At 69.1% G+C, this 15351-nt stretch carries 12 protein-coding genes and 1 pseudogene; 11 read left to right on the forward strand and 2 right to left on the reverse strand.

The features are described 5' to 3' along the window. Window positions 1–23 precede the first annotated feature (23 nt). Window positions 24–1100 carry an ABC transporter substrate-binding protein gene (locus DIE04_RS11320; RefSeq protein ID WP_044847306.1) on the reverse strand — a complete coding sequence of 359 codons (1077 nt, stop codon included), beginning with the start codon at window positions 1098–1100 and terminating at the stop codon, window positions 24–26. A gap of 440 nt (window positions 1101–1540) precedes the next feature. Here DIE04_RS11320 and DIE04_RS11325 point away from each other — a divergent pair, with 440 nt between their 5' ends. From DIE04_RS11325 to DIE04_RS11365, 8 genes are all read left to right on the forward strand, one after another. Beyond that, entirely contained in the window at window positions 1541–2710 is a 1170-nt protein-coding gene (locus DIE04_RS11325) for an LLM class flavin-dependent oxidoreductase (protein ID WP_124521953.1), read from the forward strand. A 44-nt stretch (window positions 2711–2754) separates the two neighbouring features. Further along, a complete protein-coding gene (locus DIE04_RS11330; protein WP_044847304.1) occupies window positions 2755–3801 on the forward strand; it encodes an ABC transporter substrate-binding protein in 1047 nt (348 codons plus the stop codon). Between the two features lie 33 nt (window positions 3802–3834). Beyond that, a complete protein-coding gene (locus tag DIE04_RS11335; protein WP_124487728.1) occupies window positions 3835–4638 on the forward strand; it encodes an energy transducer TonB in 804 nt (267 codons plus the stop codon). Window positions 4639–4679: 41 nt separating this feature from the next. Next, window positions 4680–5396, forward strand: a complete 717-nt coding sequence (locus DIE04_RS11340; RefSeq protein ID WP_124487727.1) for a MotA/TolQ/ExbB proton channel family protein — start codon at window positions 4680–4682, stop codon at window positions 5394–5396. Then, on the forward strand, window positions 5396–5806 hold the full coding sequence (locus tag DIE04_RS11345; protein ID WP_124521955.1) for a biopolymer transporter ExbD: 411 nt from the start codon (window positions 5396–5398) through the stop codon (window positions 5804–5806). Before DIE04_RS11340 ends, DIE04_RS11345 begins: the two co-directional genes overlap by 1 nt. 34 nt (window positions 5807–5840) lie before the next feature. Further along, entirely contained in the window at window positions 5841–6917 is a 1077-nt protein-coding gene (locus DIE04_RS11350) for an ABC transporter substrate-binding protein (RefSeq protein ID WP_124487725.1), read from the forward strand. Further along, on the forward strand, window positions 6914–8131 hold the full coding sequence (locus tag DIE04_RS11355) for an MFS transporter (protein WP_124487724.1): 1218 nt from the start codon (window positions 6914–6916) through the stop codon (window positions 8129–8131). Before DIE04_RS11350 ends, DIE04_RS11355 begins: the two co-directional genes overlap by 4 nt. A gap of 194 nt (window positions 8132–8325) precedes the next feature. Then, window positions 8326–10641 (forward strand): TonB-dependent receptor, encoded by a 2316-nt coding sequence (locus DIE04_RS11365; protein WP_124521957.1) that lies wholly within the window; start codon window positions 8326–8328, stop codon window positions 10639–10641. A gap of 292 nt (window positions 10642–10933) precedes the next feature. Here the strand turns inward: DIE04_RS11365 and DIE04_RS11370 are convergent, their stop codons facing one another. After that, window positions 10934–11953, reverse strand: a complete 1020-nt coding sequence (locus DIE04_RS11370) for an NAD(P)-dependent alcohol dehydrogenase (protein WP_124487721.1) — start codon at window positions 11951–11953, stop codon at window positions 10934–10936. Window positions 11954–12080: 127 nt separating this feature from the next. Between DIE04_RS11370 and DIE04_RS11375 the strand changes: the two genes are divergently transcribed. The 3 genes and pseudogenes from DIE04_RS11375 (at window position 12081) to DIE04_RS11385 (ending at window position 15349) form a co-directional block, all read left to right on the forward strand. After that, the gene (locus tag DIE04_RS11375) at window positions 12081–13034 is read left to right on the forward strand and encodes a LysR family transcriptional regulator (RefSeq protein WP_124487720.1); all 954 of its coding nucleotides are present in this window, start codon (window positions 12081–12083) and stop codon (window positions 13032–13034) included. A gap of 102 nt (window positions 13035–13136) precedes the next feature. Then, window positions 13137–13214 (forward strand): annotated as a pseudogene (locus DIE04_RS11380) (short-chain dehydrogenase); the annotation flags it as partial. Between the two features lie 179 nt (window positions 13215–13393). After that, the gene (locus tag DIE04_RS11385; RefSeq protein ID WP_124520403.1) at window positions 13394–15349 is read left to right on the forward strand and encodes an arylsulfatase; all 1956 of its coding nucleotides are present in this window, start codon (window positions 13394–13396) and stop codon (window positions 15347–15349) included. Window positions 15350–15351: the final 2 nt, after the last annotated feature.

The following is a 15351-nucleotide window of genomic DNA, read 5'->3' on the forward strand; positions in this document are numbered from 1 at the left end:
CGGACAGTGAACGGTAAAGGGGCTCATGCGCGCTTCTGCAGCGACGGCCGCAGCACGTCGGCAAGCGGGCGCGGGTCGATCCAGTCGGCGACATCGAAGTCCGCTTCCAGAAAGCCGTGGGCATGCAGGAACGTCTTGAACTCGTCGAGCGCGGCGATCGATTCGTCGTCGAGATTGACGCCGAGATGGCGGTGCAGCTGGTTGCCGTACGCGGCGCGCACCCAGTCGATCGACGACGCGGTTTCGCCGGCCACGTAGTGCGCGGTTTCGTCGGGATGCGCGCTCGCCCACTCGCCGGCGGCGACCACGAGCTTCAGGAAGCCGGCGACGATGTCCGGATGGTTCGCGAGCACGTCCGCGTTGACGGTCAGCGGGCGCGGCGTGCCGTTGTTGTTGCGGATCGAGCGCTCCGGATGGAAGCCGATGTCGATCACGACGTGCGCGCCGATCAGTTGCGCGATCTCGAGGCCCGTCGAGCCTTTCACGTAGATCGCGTCGACTTCGCCGCGCAGCAGCGCGCCGGCTTCGGCCGCATAGAGCGCGCGGCTCGAGAAGCCTTGCGGCGACGCGAACAGGTTCGCCGCGCGCGCCGGCCCGACGGCCTGCAGCGTGCGTGCGCGCACGTCGACGAGTTCGACGTCGCGCGTGGTCAATCCGTCGAGGCTCAGCGCATTGACGAAGCCGCGCAGCGCCGACGCGCGAAAGATGTCGATGCGATCGTCGGGGCGGCTCGGAATCGCGATCCGGCGCCCGCGCAACGCCTTCACGGAGCGGATGCCCGACTCGGGGCGCGCGAGGATCAGCTGCGATTCGTCGACCCACGACAACCCGATCACGCGCGTATTCGCGTCGTTCGAGCGCGCCCACATCGCGGGGATGCTGCCGCCCTGGCGAAACGACTGCGCGAGCGTGTGGTCGCTGATCGACGACACGTCGTGCCGCGTGGCGCCGCGCGGCGAGCGGATCGCGACGCCGTCGGCCGACGTCTCGCCGTTGAGCCAGCCGAGATGCACGGCGATGCCGAGCGGCGTCGGCACCGGCGATCGGGCGTACCAGAACGTCTGCTGCTTGTCCGATGACGAATCGGGCCTGTCTGTCATGTGTGAGATTCCCCTGTCTGGGTAAGCGTGGTCGAGGCGCGGTGTCGCACGCGCGGGCCGTTCCACATTGCAAGTTCCGGGCCAGTGAACGGAAACGGCCGTGCGGCAAGCGCAGCGGGCATCGCGCGCGATGCGTGGCGCGTCGGCCCGCGCATCGCCTGTTGCGTGAGCAACAGTCGCATCGAGCGCTGTTGCGCATGCAGCACCGGTGCGGCCGGTGCAGCAGCACCGCGCCGCCTCGTGTTCGCGATGCCGGCAACCTCGGGCGCGTTCCTGCCGTTTGCCGCCGACGCCCGGCCCGCAAGGCGTCGCGCGCGCTCGTCGGTCGCTTCGCAGGTCGGCGAGCGAGCGCGTTGGCACACCGCGTGCTTAACAGCGCTGCATACGCGCGGCACGCCGGTGCCGCACGCAATCCGAACGGGCCGACAAGGAGAATCCCGATGACTGTTGAATTTCTGTGGCGCCTGCCGATGCACGGCGACGGCCGGCGCGCACACGACCTGCATACGCGCGGCGAATGGAACCGCCAGCGCGCAGCGCGCGTTGCGCCCAAAGTCGACGACGACGATTTCGGCTACATCGACTACCTGTCGCAAGTCGCGCGTGCGGCCGATATCGTCGGCTTTCACGGCGCGCTGATTCCGATCTTCCGCTTTACCGAGGAGCCGTGGGTCGTCGCGGCGGCGCTGGCGCGCGAGACGCGCCGGCTGCGACTGCTGATCGCGCTGCAGCCGCATTTCGTGCATCCCGTCTATGCGGCGCAGATGGCCGCGAGCCTGCAGCGGATCAGCCGCGGCCGCGTCGAGTGGAACGTCGTCACGGGCGGCGGCGGTCCCGACCAGCGCGCGTACGGGGACTTCATCGATCACGACAGCCGCTATGCGCGCACCGACGAATTTCTCGACGTCGTGAAGGGCGTCGCGGCCGGCGCGCCGTTCACGTTCGACGGCCGCTTCTATCGCGTCGAAGCCGGCGGGCTGCTGCCGCCGCTGAGCGGCCAGACACCGCCGCGGATCTATCTGGCCGGCGCGAGCGATGCCGCGCTCGCGGTCGCCGCGAAGCACGGCGACGTGCACCTGAGCTGGGGCGAGCCGCTCGCGAAGCAGAAGGAGGTGATCGATGCGGCGCGCCGCGCGCTCGACCGCCAGAACGCCGAGCGCGACCTGCGCTTCGGCATGCGCATCGACATCCTGGCGCGCGAGACCGAGGAGCAGGCGTGGGCCGAGCTGCGGCAGATGTTCGCGACCGTGAGTGCGTCGACGCACAACGGCTTCGGCGGGCGCGGCGAGTCGGAATCGGTCGGCGCGAAACGTCAGTTCGCGCTGCACCAGGGCAACACGCAGCACTTCGACGACCTGATCGTCGGCCCGAACCTGTGGGCCGGGATGTCGCAGATCCGCGGCGGCCCCGGTTGCGTGATCGTCGGCAGCCACGAGCAGGTAGCCGAGCGGCTGGCGGAATACGTCGACATCGGCGTCTCGACGTTCATCCTCGCGAGCAACCCGCATCTGGAAGAGGCGTACCGCGTGGGCGAGGAAGTGCTGCCGCTCGTCGACGGCGCGCTGAACGCACGCGGCACGCAGGCGGCGCTGCGCGTGGCCGGCGCCTGAGCGCGGCGGTGGGCCTGCACATTCAAACGACAAGGACACTCACCATGACGACACTCGCTGCGCAGGCCACGGCTTGCGACGCACTCTGGTACACGCGCTGCCCGGTGCCGACCGCGCTCGGCATCGCCGTGCATCGCGGCTGGTTCGACGAGGAGTTCGGGCCGGACGGCATCGCGCTGCACTCGCTGCAGGAGACGGCCGACGCCGACAAGCGCGAATCGCATTTCGATCACAGCCTGCCGCACTCGTTCCGGCAGGGCGGCAACATTCCCGCGCTGTGGGCGCGGGCTCGCGGCGCCGATACGCGCGTGATCGGCCTGTCGTGGACCAACGAATTCCAGGCGATCGTCACGCTGCCCGAGCGCGGCATCCGCACCGCGCGCGATCTGCGCGGCCGGCGGCTCGGGTTGCCGCGCCATCCGATCAGCATCGACTTCTGGCGCGCGGCCGCGTTGAAGGGGTTCCTGAGCGCGCTCGAACTGGAAGGGCTCGGCCACGGCGACGCCGAATGGGTCGACCTGCCCGACACGCACGAGCGCCGCACCGGGCCCGCGTCGTTCACGCGCGGCCCGCACGAGTACGGGCTCGAGATCGCGGCACTCGTGCGCGGCGAGGTCGACGCGGTGTTCGTGAAAGGTGTCGAAGGGCTCGAAACCGTGCACCTGATCGACGCGCAGGTCGTCATCGATCTCGGCGCGCACCCCGATCCGCTGGTGCGGATCGGCAACGGAACGCCGCGCACGCTGACCGTCGATCGCGCATTGATCGATGCGCGCCCCGATCTCGTGAGCCGCTTCCTGTCGGTCGTGGTCGGCGCGGGCGACTGGGCCGCGCGCCATCCGGCGGAGACTGTCGCCTATATCGGCCGCGAAACGCGCGCGTCCGACGAGTGGGTGCGCTACGCGTACGGCGCGGACGTGCACCGGCATCTGGAAACGGGGCTCGCGCCGACGTCGATCGACGGACTGGTCGCGTTCAAGGATTTCCTCGTCGAGTGGGGCTTTCTCGAACGCGATTTCGATGCGCGCGCATGGATCGATCCGGCGCCGTTCACGCAGATCGACCGGCATCGCCATGCGTGGGTCGCGTAGCGCGCCGCGGCGCGTCATTGCAAGGAGTCGAACATGACAGGACTGGCGATCGAATACGGCGTGCCGCCGGCGCGCCGGCACGCGGCGCGCACGGCCGCCGCGGTTGCGGTGCCCGCGACACGGCTGCCGCCGGCGGTTCCGCCTGCGCGCAAGGACGTGCGGCCTGCGCAGCCGGGCGCTTGGCGCGGCGCGGGCGCGATTGCGCTCGCCGTCGCGGCGCTGCACGCGGGCATCGCGCTATTGGCGGCGCGTGCGCCCGCCGAGCCGCCCGTGCAACCGCCGAGGCCACTGCCGATGACGGTCGAGTTGACGCGGCCGCCCGAACCGTTGCCGCAGGCCGTACATCCGCCGCCGCCGGTCGTGCCGCCGAAGCCGTTGAAGCAGGCGCCGACCCCGCCGAAGCCGCGTGCGGCCGTTGCGCATCAGGCGGCCGCTCCGGCTGTCGTGCCCGCGGTGGCGCGCGACGCATCGACTGCTGCACCGGCACAGGTCGCCGCAGCGCCTGCCATCCCGAACCCGGCGCCCGTCTCCGCCGCGCCGGCCGCACCCGTGCGCGAATCCGCGCCGATCGGCGACGCGGCATACCTGCGTAACCCGGCACCCGACTATCCGGCGTTCGCGCAGGACCAGGGCTGGGAAGGGCGCGTCGTGCTGCGCGTGCACGTGCTCGCGAACGGCACGCCAGATTCCGTCGAGGTCCGCACGAGCAGCGGCCGCCGCGTGCTCGACAACGCGGCGGTGGCCGCCGTGAAGCGCTGGACGTTCGTGCCCGCGAAGCGCGGCGACGAAGCGGTCGACGGCTGGGTCAACGTGCCGATCGATTTCAAGCTGGGCTGACCCGCCGGGCGGCTCGCCACATTTTCCAAGGAATTCACATCATGACCGGTATCCCGACCACCTTCATCGTCCAGGGCGCGCTCTGGCTGCTCGTCGTCTTCTCCGTCGTCACGTGGACGCTGATCGTCGTCAAGGCGATCCAGAGCCTGCGGTCGAGCGCGCGCAACCGGCGTTACGTCAGTGCATTCTGGGCCGCGAACAGCTTCCACGACGCGGCCGCGCTCGACGGCGCGAACAGCCCGGTCGGCGAACTCGCCGCGACGGGCTTCGACGCGCTGCGGCGTGCCGACGAGAGCAGCGCGCACGATCTGGAACACAGCTGGAGCCGCCACGACCTGCTCGAACGCCATCTGCGCCAGCAGATCCACAATGCGCGCCGACGCGAGGAAGCGGGGCTCGCGGTGCTCGCGTCGATCGGCAGCACCGCGCCGTTCGTCGGCCTGTTCGGCACCGTGTTCGGCATCATCCATGCGCTGACCGCGATCACGCACAGCGCGTCGGCGAGCATCGACGTCGTTGCCGGGCCGATCGGCGAGGCGCTCGTCGCGACCGGGATCGGCATCGCGGTCGCCGTGCCGGCCGTGCTCGCGTATAACTTCTTCGTGCGTCGCGTGAAGGCCGCGTCGGCCGACCTCGATGCGTTCGCGACCGACTTCGTCACGCTCGCGCAGAAGGCCGGCTTCCGCGTGCCGGCCGCCGCGCCTGGCGCCGCGCCGGCACGCCGTTCCGACGACACCCGCCAGGAGGCGTTCGCATAATGGCCTTCTCGTCTTCTTCCGACAACGACGACGTGCTCAGCGAAATCAACATCACGCCGCTCGTCGACGTGATGCTCGTGCTGCTCGTCGCCTTCATCGTCACCGCGCCGCTGCTCAACAACGCGGTACACGTGAATCTCCCGAATACCGTCGCTACCGCGCCGGCCGACCGCAAGCCGAACGTCACCGTGAGCGTCGACGCCAAGGGCATCGTGTATCTCGACAAGCGCGCGGTCGCGCTCGACACGGTGCCGGCCGAGCTGGCCGCGCTGAAGGCCGGCCGCCCCGACGTCGCGCTCGACCTGCAGGCCGACGAGCATGTGCCGTACGGCACCGTCGCGAAGCTGATGGCCGCGATCGAGCACGCGGGCATCACGCGGCTGTCGGTGCTCACCGCGCCGCGCGGCTGACGCGCCCTTCAAGACTTCCTTTGCGAACGCATCCATGAGCACCACGGCTTCACACAACGTCCAGTCGATCTGGTACACGCGCTGTCCGGTACCGACGCCGCTCGGCATTGCCGCGCATCTCGGCTGGCTCGACAGCGAATTCGCCGGCGACGGCATCACCGTACGCGCATTGCAGGAAAGCCAGCACGCGGCGCTGCATCACGCGCACGTCGATCATTCGCTCGACAACGCGTTCCGGCAGGGCGGCAGCATTCCGGCGCTGTGGGCGCGCGCGTCCGGCGCCGACACGCGTGTGGTCGCGCTGACCTGGGTCGACGAGGCCCAGGTGATCGTCGCGCTGCCGGAAGCCGGCCTGACGCGGCCGAAAGACCTGCGCGGGCGCCGCATCGGCCTGCCGCGCCGCGACGGCGAGCGCATCGACATCTTCCGCGCGGCGGCGCTGCGCGGCTTCGTCAGTGCGCTGTCGCTCGACGGGCTCGGCCCCGGCGACGTCGAATGGGTCGACGTACCGGCGTCGAACCTGCGCGCGCCGGTGTCGACCCCCGTGACCCGCGACGCGGCATTCAGCCATCCGGCGAGCCTGTCGAGCCGGCGGCTCTATGCAGCCGAAGCGGCCGCGCTGGTGCGGGGCGACGTCGATGCGATCTACGTGAAAGGCTCGCTCGGGCTCGAAGCCGCGCACCTGATCGGCGCGCAGCCGGTCGTCGACATCGGCTTTCATCCCGATCCGCAGATCCGCATCAACAACGGTTCGCCGCGGCCGCTGACCGTCAACGCAGCGACGCTCGAGCGCCATCCCGACATCGTCAGCCGCTTCCTCGCGCGCGTGACGGATGTCGAAGGCTGGGCGCGCGAGCACGAAGAGGAAGTGCTCGGCTATCTCGGCCGCGAGACGGGGTCGGGCCACGACTGGCTGCGGCTGGCTTATGGCGCGGACGTCCACCGGCGGCTGCGCACGGATCTCGACGAAGCGTCGATCGCCGCGCTCGACGATTTCAAGCGTTTCCTGGTCGACTGGCGGTTCCTGCCCGCCGACTTCGACGTGCGCGCGTGGATCGACCGGCGTGCGCTCGACGGCATCGCGGCATCGTTTCGCGACGCCGCGCGGTGAGCGTGCCGGCACGCGTCGCCGGCGCATGGCGGCGCGAGCGCTTCACCGGCGGCTTCATGCTGCTCGCGCTCGCGAGCGGCACGACGATCAGCATGGCGCAGCTCGCGACGACGTTGTATGCGCTGGCACTCGGCGTCGACAGCGCGCGGCTCGGCATCATCGCCGCGATGGAGCCCCTCGGCATTGCACTGATGACCCTGCCTGCCGGGCTGCTCGTCGCGCGCTACGGCGCGCGGCGCGTGTACTTCGCCGCGAGCATGGGGCCGATGCTGCTCAATCTCATCGTGCCGTTTACCGGCGCGTGGCCGCTGATCGCGCTCACGCAGGGGCTGATCGGGCTATGCATCCCGTTCCGGATCGTGTCGATCAACGGCGTATTCCTTGCGCGTCTCGCGCAGATCGGCCTCGCGCGCGCGGGCTGGTATCGCGCGGCCATGTCGGTCGGAACCGGCATGGCGGGGCCGTGGCTCGCGAGCTGGCTGATCGGCGCGCACGGCGCGGTCGCGACGTTCTGCGCGGCGTCGGCGAGCTTCGCGGGCATGGCGTTGTTCAGCCGGATGCTGCTTGGCGACGCCGAGCAGCCGCCGCGCCGCGCACGGCCTGAAACGGGCACGCTGCGCGCGCTGCTCGCGCTCGCGTGGAGCCACGACGTGCGCGAGCAACTCGTGCTGGAGGCCGTGAACAGCGCGACACGCTCGCTCGTCGGCACGTATACGGTGGTGCTCGCGATTCAGTCGCTCGGACTGTCGCAGACGCGCGCCGTCGCGCTGCTCACCTTGCAGGGTGCCGTTGCGGTGATCGCGTTGTTCGGGCTCGGCAATGTCGCCCAGCGGATGACCGGGCGCCGTTGCCATGCGTTCGGTCTCGCAGGCGGCATCGCCGGGCTGCTCGCGCTCGGCCTCGCGCGCGACGCGTGGATCGTCGGCGCAGGGCTCGCCGCGCTGTGCGCCGGGTCATCGCTGCTGCATCTCGTCAACATGCAGCACCTGGGCCGCCACCCGGCCGACAAGAGCCAGGTGTCGAGCCTGTACAACCTCGCGTCGATGGCCGGCGCGTTCTGCGGACCGCTGGCCGGCAGTGCGCTCGTGCCGGTCGTCGGATTGCAGGCCGTGTTTCTGTGCTGGCTGCCGGTGGTCGTGCTGGTGGCGTTCGCGCTGCGGTTCGCCGGGAGCCGTCGCGGTGCGGCGCAGCCGCTGCCTGCAAAGCTATCCTGACGATCTTGGCTGCCGGTGTTGCGAGACCAGCAGTTTGCTTTCTTCCACAGATGCGTATGCAGCAACGCCGGCACCGTGCGCGTGCCGGCAGCCCCGTGTGACGGGCTTCTCGATGCTGGCATCCGAATTGCAATACAGAACCCGTGCGTCGCGCACGCACGTGCGTTCAACCGATCAAACAGGATGACTCATCGATGTTCAGGAAAAAACTAATCGTCACCGCGCTGGGGGGACTGCTGACGGGCGGCACCGTATCGTTGCCCGCATGGGCAGAGGATGGCGCGGCGACCGCGGGGGCGCCGGACGCGAAGCCGGCGCAACAGGCGTCGGACGACGCGACCGCGGCAGCGCCGAAGACCACCGGCGCGAATCGCGGGTCGACCGTACGCGAAGCGAATCTCGGCACGGTGACCGTGACCGCGCGCCGGCGCAAGGAGCGCATTCAGGACGTGCCGGTCGCGGTGAGTGCGCTGAGCGGCGACGCGATCAAGAACAACGAGTTGCGCGTGATCAACGACGTGACGAAGTACGTGCCGAACTTCAACGGACAATCGACCGAGGGCCGCGAACGGCCGCGCTGGTTCCTGCGCGGCGTCGGCAGCAACGATCCTTCGGACCTTTCGCTGAGCCCGATCGGCGTGTACTTCGACGACGTATACATCAACAGCGTGTTCGGGCAGGGTTTTCCGCTGTTCGACCTCGATCGCATCGAGGTGCTGCGCGGGCCGCAGGGCACGCTGTGGGGCAAGAATACCGTCGGCGGCGCGCTCAGCATCACGTCGCAGAAGCCGACCTTCGACGTGAGCGGCTACGGCAAGCTCGGCCTCGGCCAGTACAACAGCCGGCTCGCGGAAGCCGCGATCGGCGGTCCGATCGGCAAGAACGACGTGCTGGCCGCGCGCGTGTCGGTGTATCACGAGAATGCCGACAGTGTTTACACGAACACCGTGCAGCAAGGGCGCTTCGGCGGCTTCCACGACAACGCGGTGCGCTTCCAGGTGCTGGCCGTGCCGACGTCCGACACCGATTTCCTGTTCAACATCCACGGCCGCAACTACACGGGCGGCGGCGATGCATGGCACGCGGAGGGCGCGGGTCGCGGCGGCGCGAACCAGTTCGGCTTCGTCGGGTCGACCGATCCGTACACGGTGTCGCTCAATGCGCCGTCGAGCGATCACATCTCGACTTGGGGTACGTCGCTCACCGCGCACTGGCGCATCAACCCGGCGGTGTCGCTGACGTCGATCACGGCGTTCGAAGGGCTGCACCGCTGGTATCAGGACGACGAGGACTATTCGCCGTTCGATGCGGCACGCTCGCATGACCGCCTGTCGAGCCGCCAGTTCTCGCAGGAGTTCCGGCTCGAATCGCCGCAGAGCGAGCGGCTGAGCTGGCTGGTCGGCACGCACCTGTTTACCGAGCAACTGGCCGAGCAGGGCGCCGGCGGCGGCCTGCCGGGCGCGCCATCGCCCGCGTTCTACCACCAGACCGACCTCACGCAGCACACGCAGAGCGCGGCGATCTTCGGCAGCGTCAAGTACCGTTTCACCGACCGTTTCAACGTGACGGGCGGGCTGCGTTACACGATCGAGCGCAAGACCATCAATCTGACGGGGCTGCAGGGCACGGGCAGCGTGACGTTCAGCGATCCGAACAGCTGGTGGTCGCCGTCGTCGGTGTCGTCGCCGCTCGCGGTCAGCGCGCAGCAGAACCAGACGAACACGTGGCGTGCGCCGACCTGGGATCTCACGCCGGAATATGCGCTCAGCAACAACGTGCGCGCATATTTCCGCTATGCACGCGGTTTCCGCTCGGGCGGCTACAACGGCAACGCGTATACGCAGAGCACGGTGTCCACCGTGTCGCCGGAGTACCTGACCGACTACGAGATCGGCATCAAGAGCGAGTGGTTCGACAAGCGGCTGATCGTCAACGCGAGCGTGTTCCACTACGACTATCGCGACATCCAGGTATTCGCGCTCGCGCCGAACCCGTTCGGCGGGCCGCCGGTGTCGACGTTGTCGAATGCGGGGCAGGGGCGCGCGGACGGCTTCGAACTCGAGCTGAAGGCGCAGCCGGTCAACAGCCTGTACCTGTTCGCGAACCTCGGGATGCTGAACACGCGCTTCACGGAGTTCCGCTACGTGCCGACGGCCGTCGGCAACTCGTTCGCGCGTTCGCCGCATACGACGCTGAACGCGGGCTTCGACTATCGCGTGCCGGTGTCGTTCGGCACGTTGACGGCCGGGGGCGACGTGAACTACCGCAGCCGCGAATATTTCAGCGCGACGCGGCAGACGATGCCGCAGCTCTGGCAAGGCGGCTATACGGTGCTGAACGCGCATGTGTCGTACACGACGCCGAACCAGAAATACATCGTGACGGGCTACGTGACGAACCTGACGAACAAGGTTTACAAGAAGCTCGAGCTGCTGCCGTCGTATGGCGCGTATCCGGTGCTGTACGGCGATCCGCGCACGGTCGGGATCACGCTGACCGCGAAGATCTGACGCGCGGCGCATGCCGCGTCCGTTCGACGAACGGCGCGACGGTAACGTCGATCAGGTATCGGAACGTCGAAGTGAACGGCAAGGTTCGGTTCATGCCTGCGTCGTTCGTCGGCGCGCGATACGTGTACACGACGGTGCGCTACAACGCTACAACGCGACGACGCGACGACGCGACGACGCGACGACGCGACGACCGGCGTCGCGAAGCCGGCGATCCGGGGACGTCCGGGGATCCGGCACGGGTTCCGGGTGTGCGGGAAAGAAGGCGGCGGCGGCCGCCTTCATCCATCCGTTACGAAGCGACGCGAATCACGACCTTGCCGAAATGCTGGCCCGACTGCAGGTACGCATACGCTTGCGGCGCCTCGTCGAAGCCGAACACGCGATCGACCACCGGCCTGATCCGTTTCGCATCGACGAGCCGCACGACGTCGTCGAGCATCGCGCGGCTGCCGACCATGATCCCGTGCAGTTTCCGAATGCCGCCGATCAGCGACAGCAGCCCGAGTTCGGGGCCGCCGAACCCGCTGACGCCGCCGATCACCGACACGACGCCGCCCAGCTTCGTCGCGGCGACCGAGCGCGGCAGCGTGTCGTGTCCGCCGACTTCCACGACGAGATCCGCGCCCGCACCGCCGGTGAGCCGCAGCACTTCGTGCTGCCACTCGGGCGTCGCGCGATAGTTGATCGTTGCATCCGCACCGAGTGCGCGGGCGCGTTCGAGTTTCGCGTCGCTCGACGACGTGACGATCGTGCGCAGGCCCGCCGCGTGCGCGAGCTGCAGTGCGACGATCGAGACGCCGCCCGTGCCGAGCAGCACAACGGTCGAGCCCGGCCCCGCGCCGCCGTCGGCGAACAGCGCGTTCCATGCGGTGATGCCCGCGCACGACAGCGTCGCCGCTTCGTCGTAGTCGAGATGCGCGGGAATCGCGACCAGCGCCGCTTCGTCGGACACGAAGTGCTCGGCCAGCACGCCGTCGAATTGCGCGCCGGGCGAACCGGAGACTTTCTGCGGCGTGGGCGGCCCGTCGATCCAGCGCGGGAAGTACGTGTTGATCACGCGATCGCCCGGCTTGAAGCGCGTGACGTCGCGGCCGGTTTCGACGACCTCGCCGGCGCCGTCGGCGACAGGAATCAGCGCGTCCTTGCCGATGCCGAGATAGTCGCCGCGCGCGAACATCAGGTCGCGGTAGTTCAGGCCTGCCGAGTGGATTTTCACGACGACGTCGGTTGGCCCGACGGGGCGACGCGTCGCGTCGATGCGCCGGAGCGCGGCAATGCCGTCCCCCGGTCTGATTTGCCATGCGTGCATGTCGACTCCTTTTTCGAGATAGACCGGACTATCATAGTGTTGCGCGTCCGGACGCATTGGCGATTATTCGGCCAACGATTGTCGCCGGCACGGATACAAACCTGTCATCCCATCGGAGTGGAACTGCATGGACGAGCGGCTGAGAGGCATCGCCGAATTTGTCGACGTCGTCGAGTCGGGCAGCTTCGCCGCGGCGGCGCTGCGCCTCGGCATGACGCGCTCGGCCGTGGCGAAGATCGTCGCGCGTCTCGAACAACGGCTCGGCGCGCGGCTCTTGCAGCGCACGACGCGCCAGCTCGGCTTGACCGACGAAGGGCTCGTCTATTACGAGCAGTGCCGGCGGTTGCTGGTGGAACTCGGCGAGACGGAGGCCGCGCTCGACTCGGGCCGGCGCGAGCCGGCCGGGCGCGTGCGGATCAGCGTGCCCGTGCTGTTCGGCCGGCAATGTGTGGCGCCCGTCGTACGGCGCATCATCGAGCGCTATCCGCGGCTTGAAATCGACGTGTCGTTCAGCGATCGCCTGGCCGACCTGGTCAACGACGGCTTCGACATCGCGGTGCGCATCGGCGAGCTTGCGGATACGAGCACGCTCGTCGGGCGGCGGCTTGGCGTACAGAGGATGGGCATTTGCGCATCGCCGGCGTATCTCGAACGTCACGGCCGGCCGACTGGATCCGACGAGCTCGCGTCGCACGTCGGCATCGCGTATTCGCGCGGCGGGCAGCCGACGCCGTGGCGGATCATCGGCCCGGACGGCGCGGTGCACGACCATCGCCCGGCCGGCCGCCTGCGGTTCGACGACCTGCTGGCGATCGCGGACGCGGCCGCAGCCGGCGCGGGCCTCGCGTGGCTGCCGTGCTGGCTGATGGCGCCGTACGTGCGCGACGGGCGTCTCGCGCTCGTGATGGACAGCGACAGCGTGTCGGGCGCCGAAGTGTTCGCGGTGCGGCCGGCGTCGCGCAACGTGCCGTCGAAGGTGCGCGTCGTCATCGATGCGTTCGTCGACGAGATTCCGCGCATGCTGGCATCGGACGACGCCGACGGCGAGCGCGTGCCGCGGCGCAGCGTTCACGCTACGTAGCGACGCCGCAGGATCGGGCGATGCGGAAGACGCGGACGACGGCGACCACACGCGTTTTCTGCGCCTGACGGACAATCGGTGCGGGTCGTGCATGCGCCGCGCGCGAGCGCGCTCGTCGGTTGCACGCGCACGTGGGCGCTGGAACTCGCCGGACACGGCGTGACGGTCAACGCGCTCGCGGTGAACGACGGCGGTACCCTCGGCGGACGCAACTGACGCAACGCGTGCATGACGGCGCGAGTCGTCGATCAACGGGCGGCGTGCATATTCCTGCTTCCCGTTAGCATGTGACGAATCCGACTTTGGGCGCCGCGCGGGCGCCGCTAAGATCGCCGATCCGTAATCGAGCGTTCGACAAAATGAAAAAGTCCGCGTCGCCGTTGCATGCCTTCCGTTTCCGTGTCGTCTGCGCCGCGATTGCCGGCGTGTTGTCGCTCGCATCGTGCGGGGGCGTCGACAGCGATGCGCCGTCGCAGTCGGCCGCGACACCGCCGCAGGCCGCGAAGCGCCCGAACATCCTGTACATCATGGCCGACGATCTCGGCTACTCCGACATCCATGCATTCGGCGGCGAGATCAACACGCCGAACCTCGACGCGCTCGTCGCGTCGGGCCGCATCCTGTCGAACCACCACACGGGCACCGTCTGCGCGATCACGCGCGCGATGCTGATTTCCGGCACCGACCACCACCTCGTCGGCGAAGGCACGATGGGCGTGCCGACCGACGAGCGGCGCGCGCTGCCCGGCTACGAGGGCTACCTGAACGATCGCGCGCTGTCGTTCGCACAACTACTGAAGGACGCCGGCTATCACACGTACATCGCCGGCAAGTGGCACATCGGCTCGGGGATCGTCGGCAGTGCGACGGGCAGCGGACAGACGCCCGACCAGTGGGGCTTCGAGCGCAGCTACGTGCTGCTCGGCGGCGCGGCGACGAACCATTTCGCGCACGAGCCGGCCGGCTCGTCGAACTACACGGAAGACGGCAGCTACGTGCAGCCGGGCCAGCCCGGACAGCCGGGCGGCGCGGGCGGCAATCCGGCCGTGTTCTACTCGACGGACTTCTATACGCAGAAGCTGATCTCGTACATCGATGCGAACAGGCAGGACGGCAAGCCGTTCTTCGCGTACGCGGCCTACACGTCGCCGCACTGGCCGCTGCAGGTGCCGGACCCGTGGCTGCACAAGTACGCGGGCGTATACGACGCCGGCTACGATGCGATCCGCAACGCGCGGATCGCGCGGCAGAAGGCGCTCGGCCTGATCCCCGCCGACTTCAAGCCGTTCGACGGCCTGCCCGAAACGACGGCCGCGTCGCCGGCGACGGCGAACAACGGCACCGCGAACGCGAAGTACATCAGCGCCGTGCATTCCGCCGCCGACGGCTACAGCGACTACGGCACCGGCAAGGTCGACAAGCTGTGGGCGAGCCTGAGCCCGGCCGAGCGCCGCGCGCAGGCGCGCTACATGGAAATCTACGCGGGGATGGTCGAGAATCTCGACTACAACATCGGCCTCCTGATCCAGCACCTGAAGGACATCGGCGAATACGACAACACGTTCATCATGTTCCAGTCGGACAACGGCGCGGAAGGCTGGCCGATCGACTCCGGCGCGGACCCGACGGCGACCGACACCGCGAACGGGCAGGAGCCGGTCTATTCGACGCTCGGCACCGACAACGGCAAGCAGAACGCGCAACGGCTGCAGTACGGGCTGCGCTGGGCCGAAGTGAGCGCGACGCCGTTCCGGCTCACGAAGGGTTATTCGGCCGAAGGCGGCGTGTCGACGCCGACGATCGTGCGGCTGCCGGGGCAGACACGCCAGTTGCCGACGCTGCGCGCGTTCACGCACGTGACCGACAACACGGCGACCTTCCTCGCGGTCGCGGGCGTCACGCCGCCGTCGCAACCGGCGCCGCCGCTCGTGAACACGCTGACGGGCGTCGACCAGAACAAGGGCAAGGTCGTCTACAACAACCGCTACGTCTATCCGCCGACGGGCCAGTCGCTGCTGCCGGTGCTCACCGGCTCGGCGACGGGCGAGGTGCATACCACGCCGTTCGGCGACGAAGCGTACGGCCGCGCATACCTGCGCAGCGCCGACGGCCGCTGGAAGGCGTTGTGGACCGAGCCGCCGCTCGGGCCGCTCGATGGCCACTGGCAGCTGTACGACCTTGCAGCGGATCGCGGCGAGACGACCGACGTGTCGGCGCAGAACCCGTCGGTGATCAGCACGCTCGTCGACCAGTGGAAGACGTACATGAGCAACGTCGGCGGGGTGGAATCGCTGCGTCCGCGCGGCTACTACTGAGG

The organism is Burkholderia sp. Bp8994 (assembly GCF_003853805.1).
Classification (GTDB): Bacteria; Pseudomonadota; Gammaproteobacteria; order Burkholderiales; family Burkholderiaceae; genus Burkholderia.

Bases quoted from the DNA above. Each gene is read 5' to 3' on its own strand.
- DIE04_RS11320 (WP_044847306.1), bottom strand. From the start codon at position 1,100: ATGACAGACAGGCCCGATTCGTCATCGGACAAGCAGCAGACGTTCTGG.
- DIE04_RS11340 (WP_124487727.1), top strand. From the start codon at position 4,680: ATGACCGGTATCCCGACCACCTTCATCGTCCAGGGCGCGCTCTGGCTG.
- DIE04_RS11330 (WP_044847304.1), top strand. From the start codon at position 2,755: ATGACGACACTCGCTGCGCAGGCCACGGCTTGCGACGCACTCTGGTAC.
- DIE04_RS11365 (WP_124521957.1), top strand. From the start codon at position 8,326: ATGTTCAGGAAAAAACTAATCGTCACCGCGCTGGGGGGACTGCTGACG.
- DIE04_RS11385 (WP_124520403.1), top strand. From the start codon at position 13,394: ATGAAAAAGTCCGCGTCGCCGTTGCATGCCTTCCGTTTCCGTGTCGTC.
- DIE04_RS11375 (WP_124487720.1), top strand. From the start codon at position 12,081: ATGGACGAGCGGCTGAGAGGCATCGCCGAATTTGTCGACGTCGTCGAG.
- DIE04_RS11350 (WP_124487725.1), top strand. From the start codon at position 5,841: ATGAGCACCACGGCTTCACACAACGTCCAGTCGATCTGGTACACGCGC.
- DIE04_RS11325 (WP_124521953.1), top strand. From the start codon at position 1,541: ATGACTGTTGAATTTCTGTGGCGCCTGCCGATGCACGGCGACGGCCGG.
- DIE04_RS11335 (WP_124487728.1), top strand. From the start codon at position 3,835: ATGACAGGACTGGCGATCGAATACGGCGTGCCGCCGGCGCGCCGGCAC.
- DIE04_RS11370 (WP_124487721.1), bottom strand. From the start codon at position 11,953: ATGCACGCATGGCAAATCAGACCGGGGGACGGCATTGCCGCGCTCCGG.
- DIE04_RS11345 (WP_124521955.1), top strand. From the start codon at position 5,396: ATGGCCTTCTCGTCTTCTTCCGACAACGACGACGTGCTCAGCGAAATC.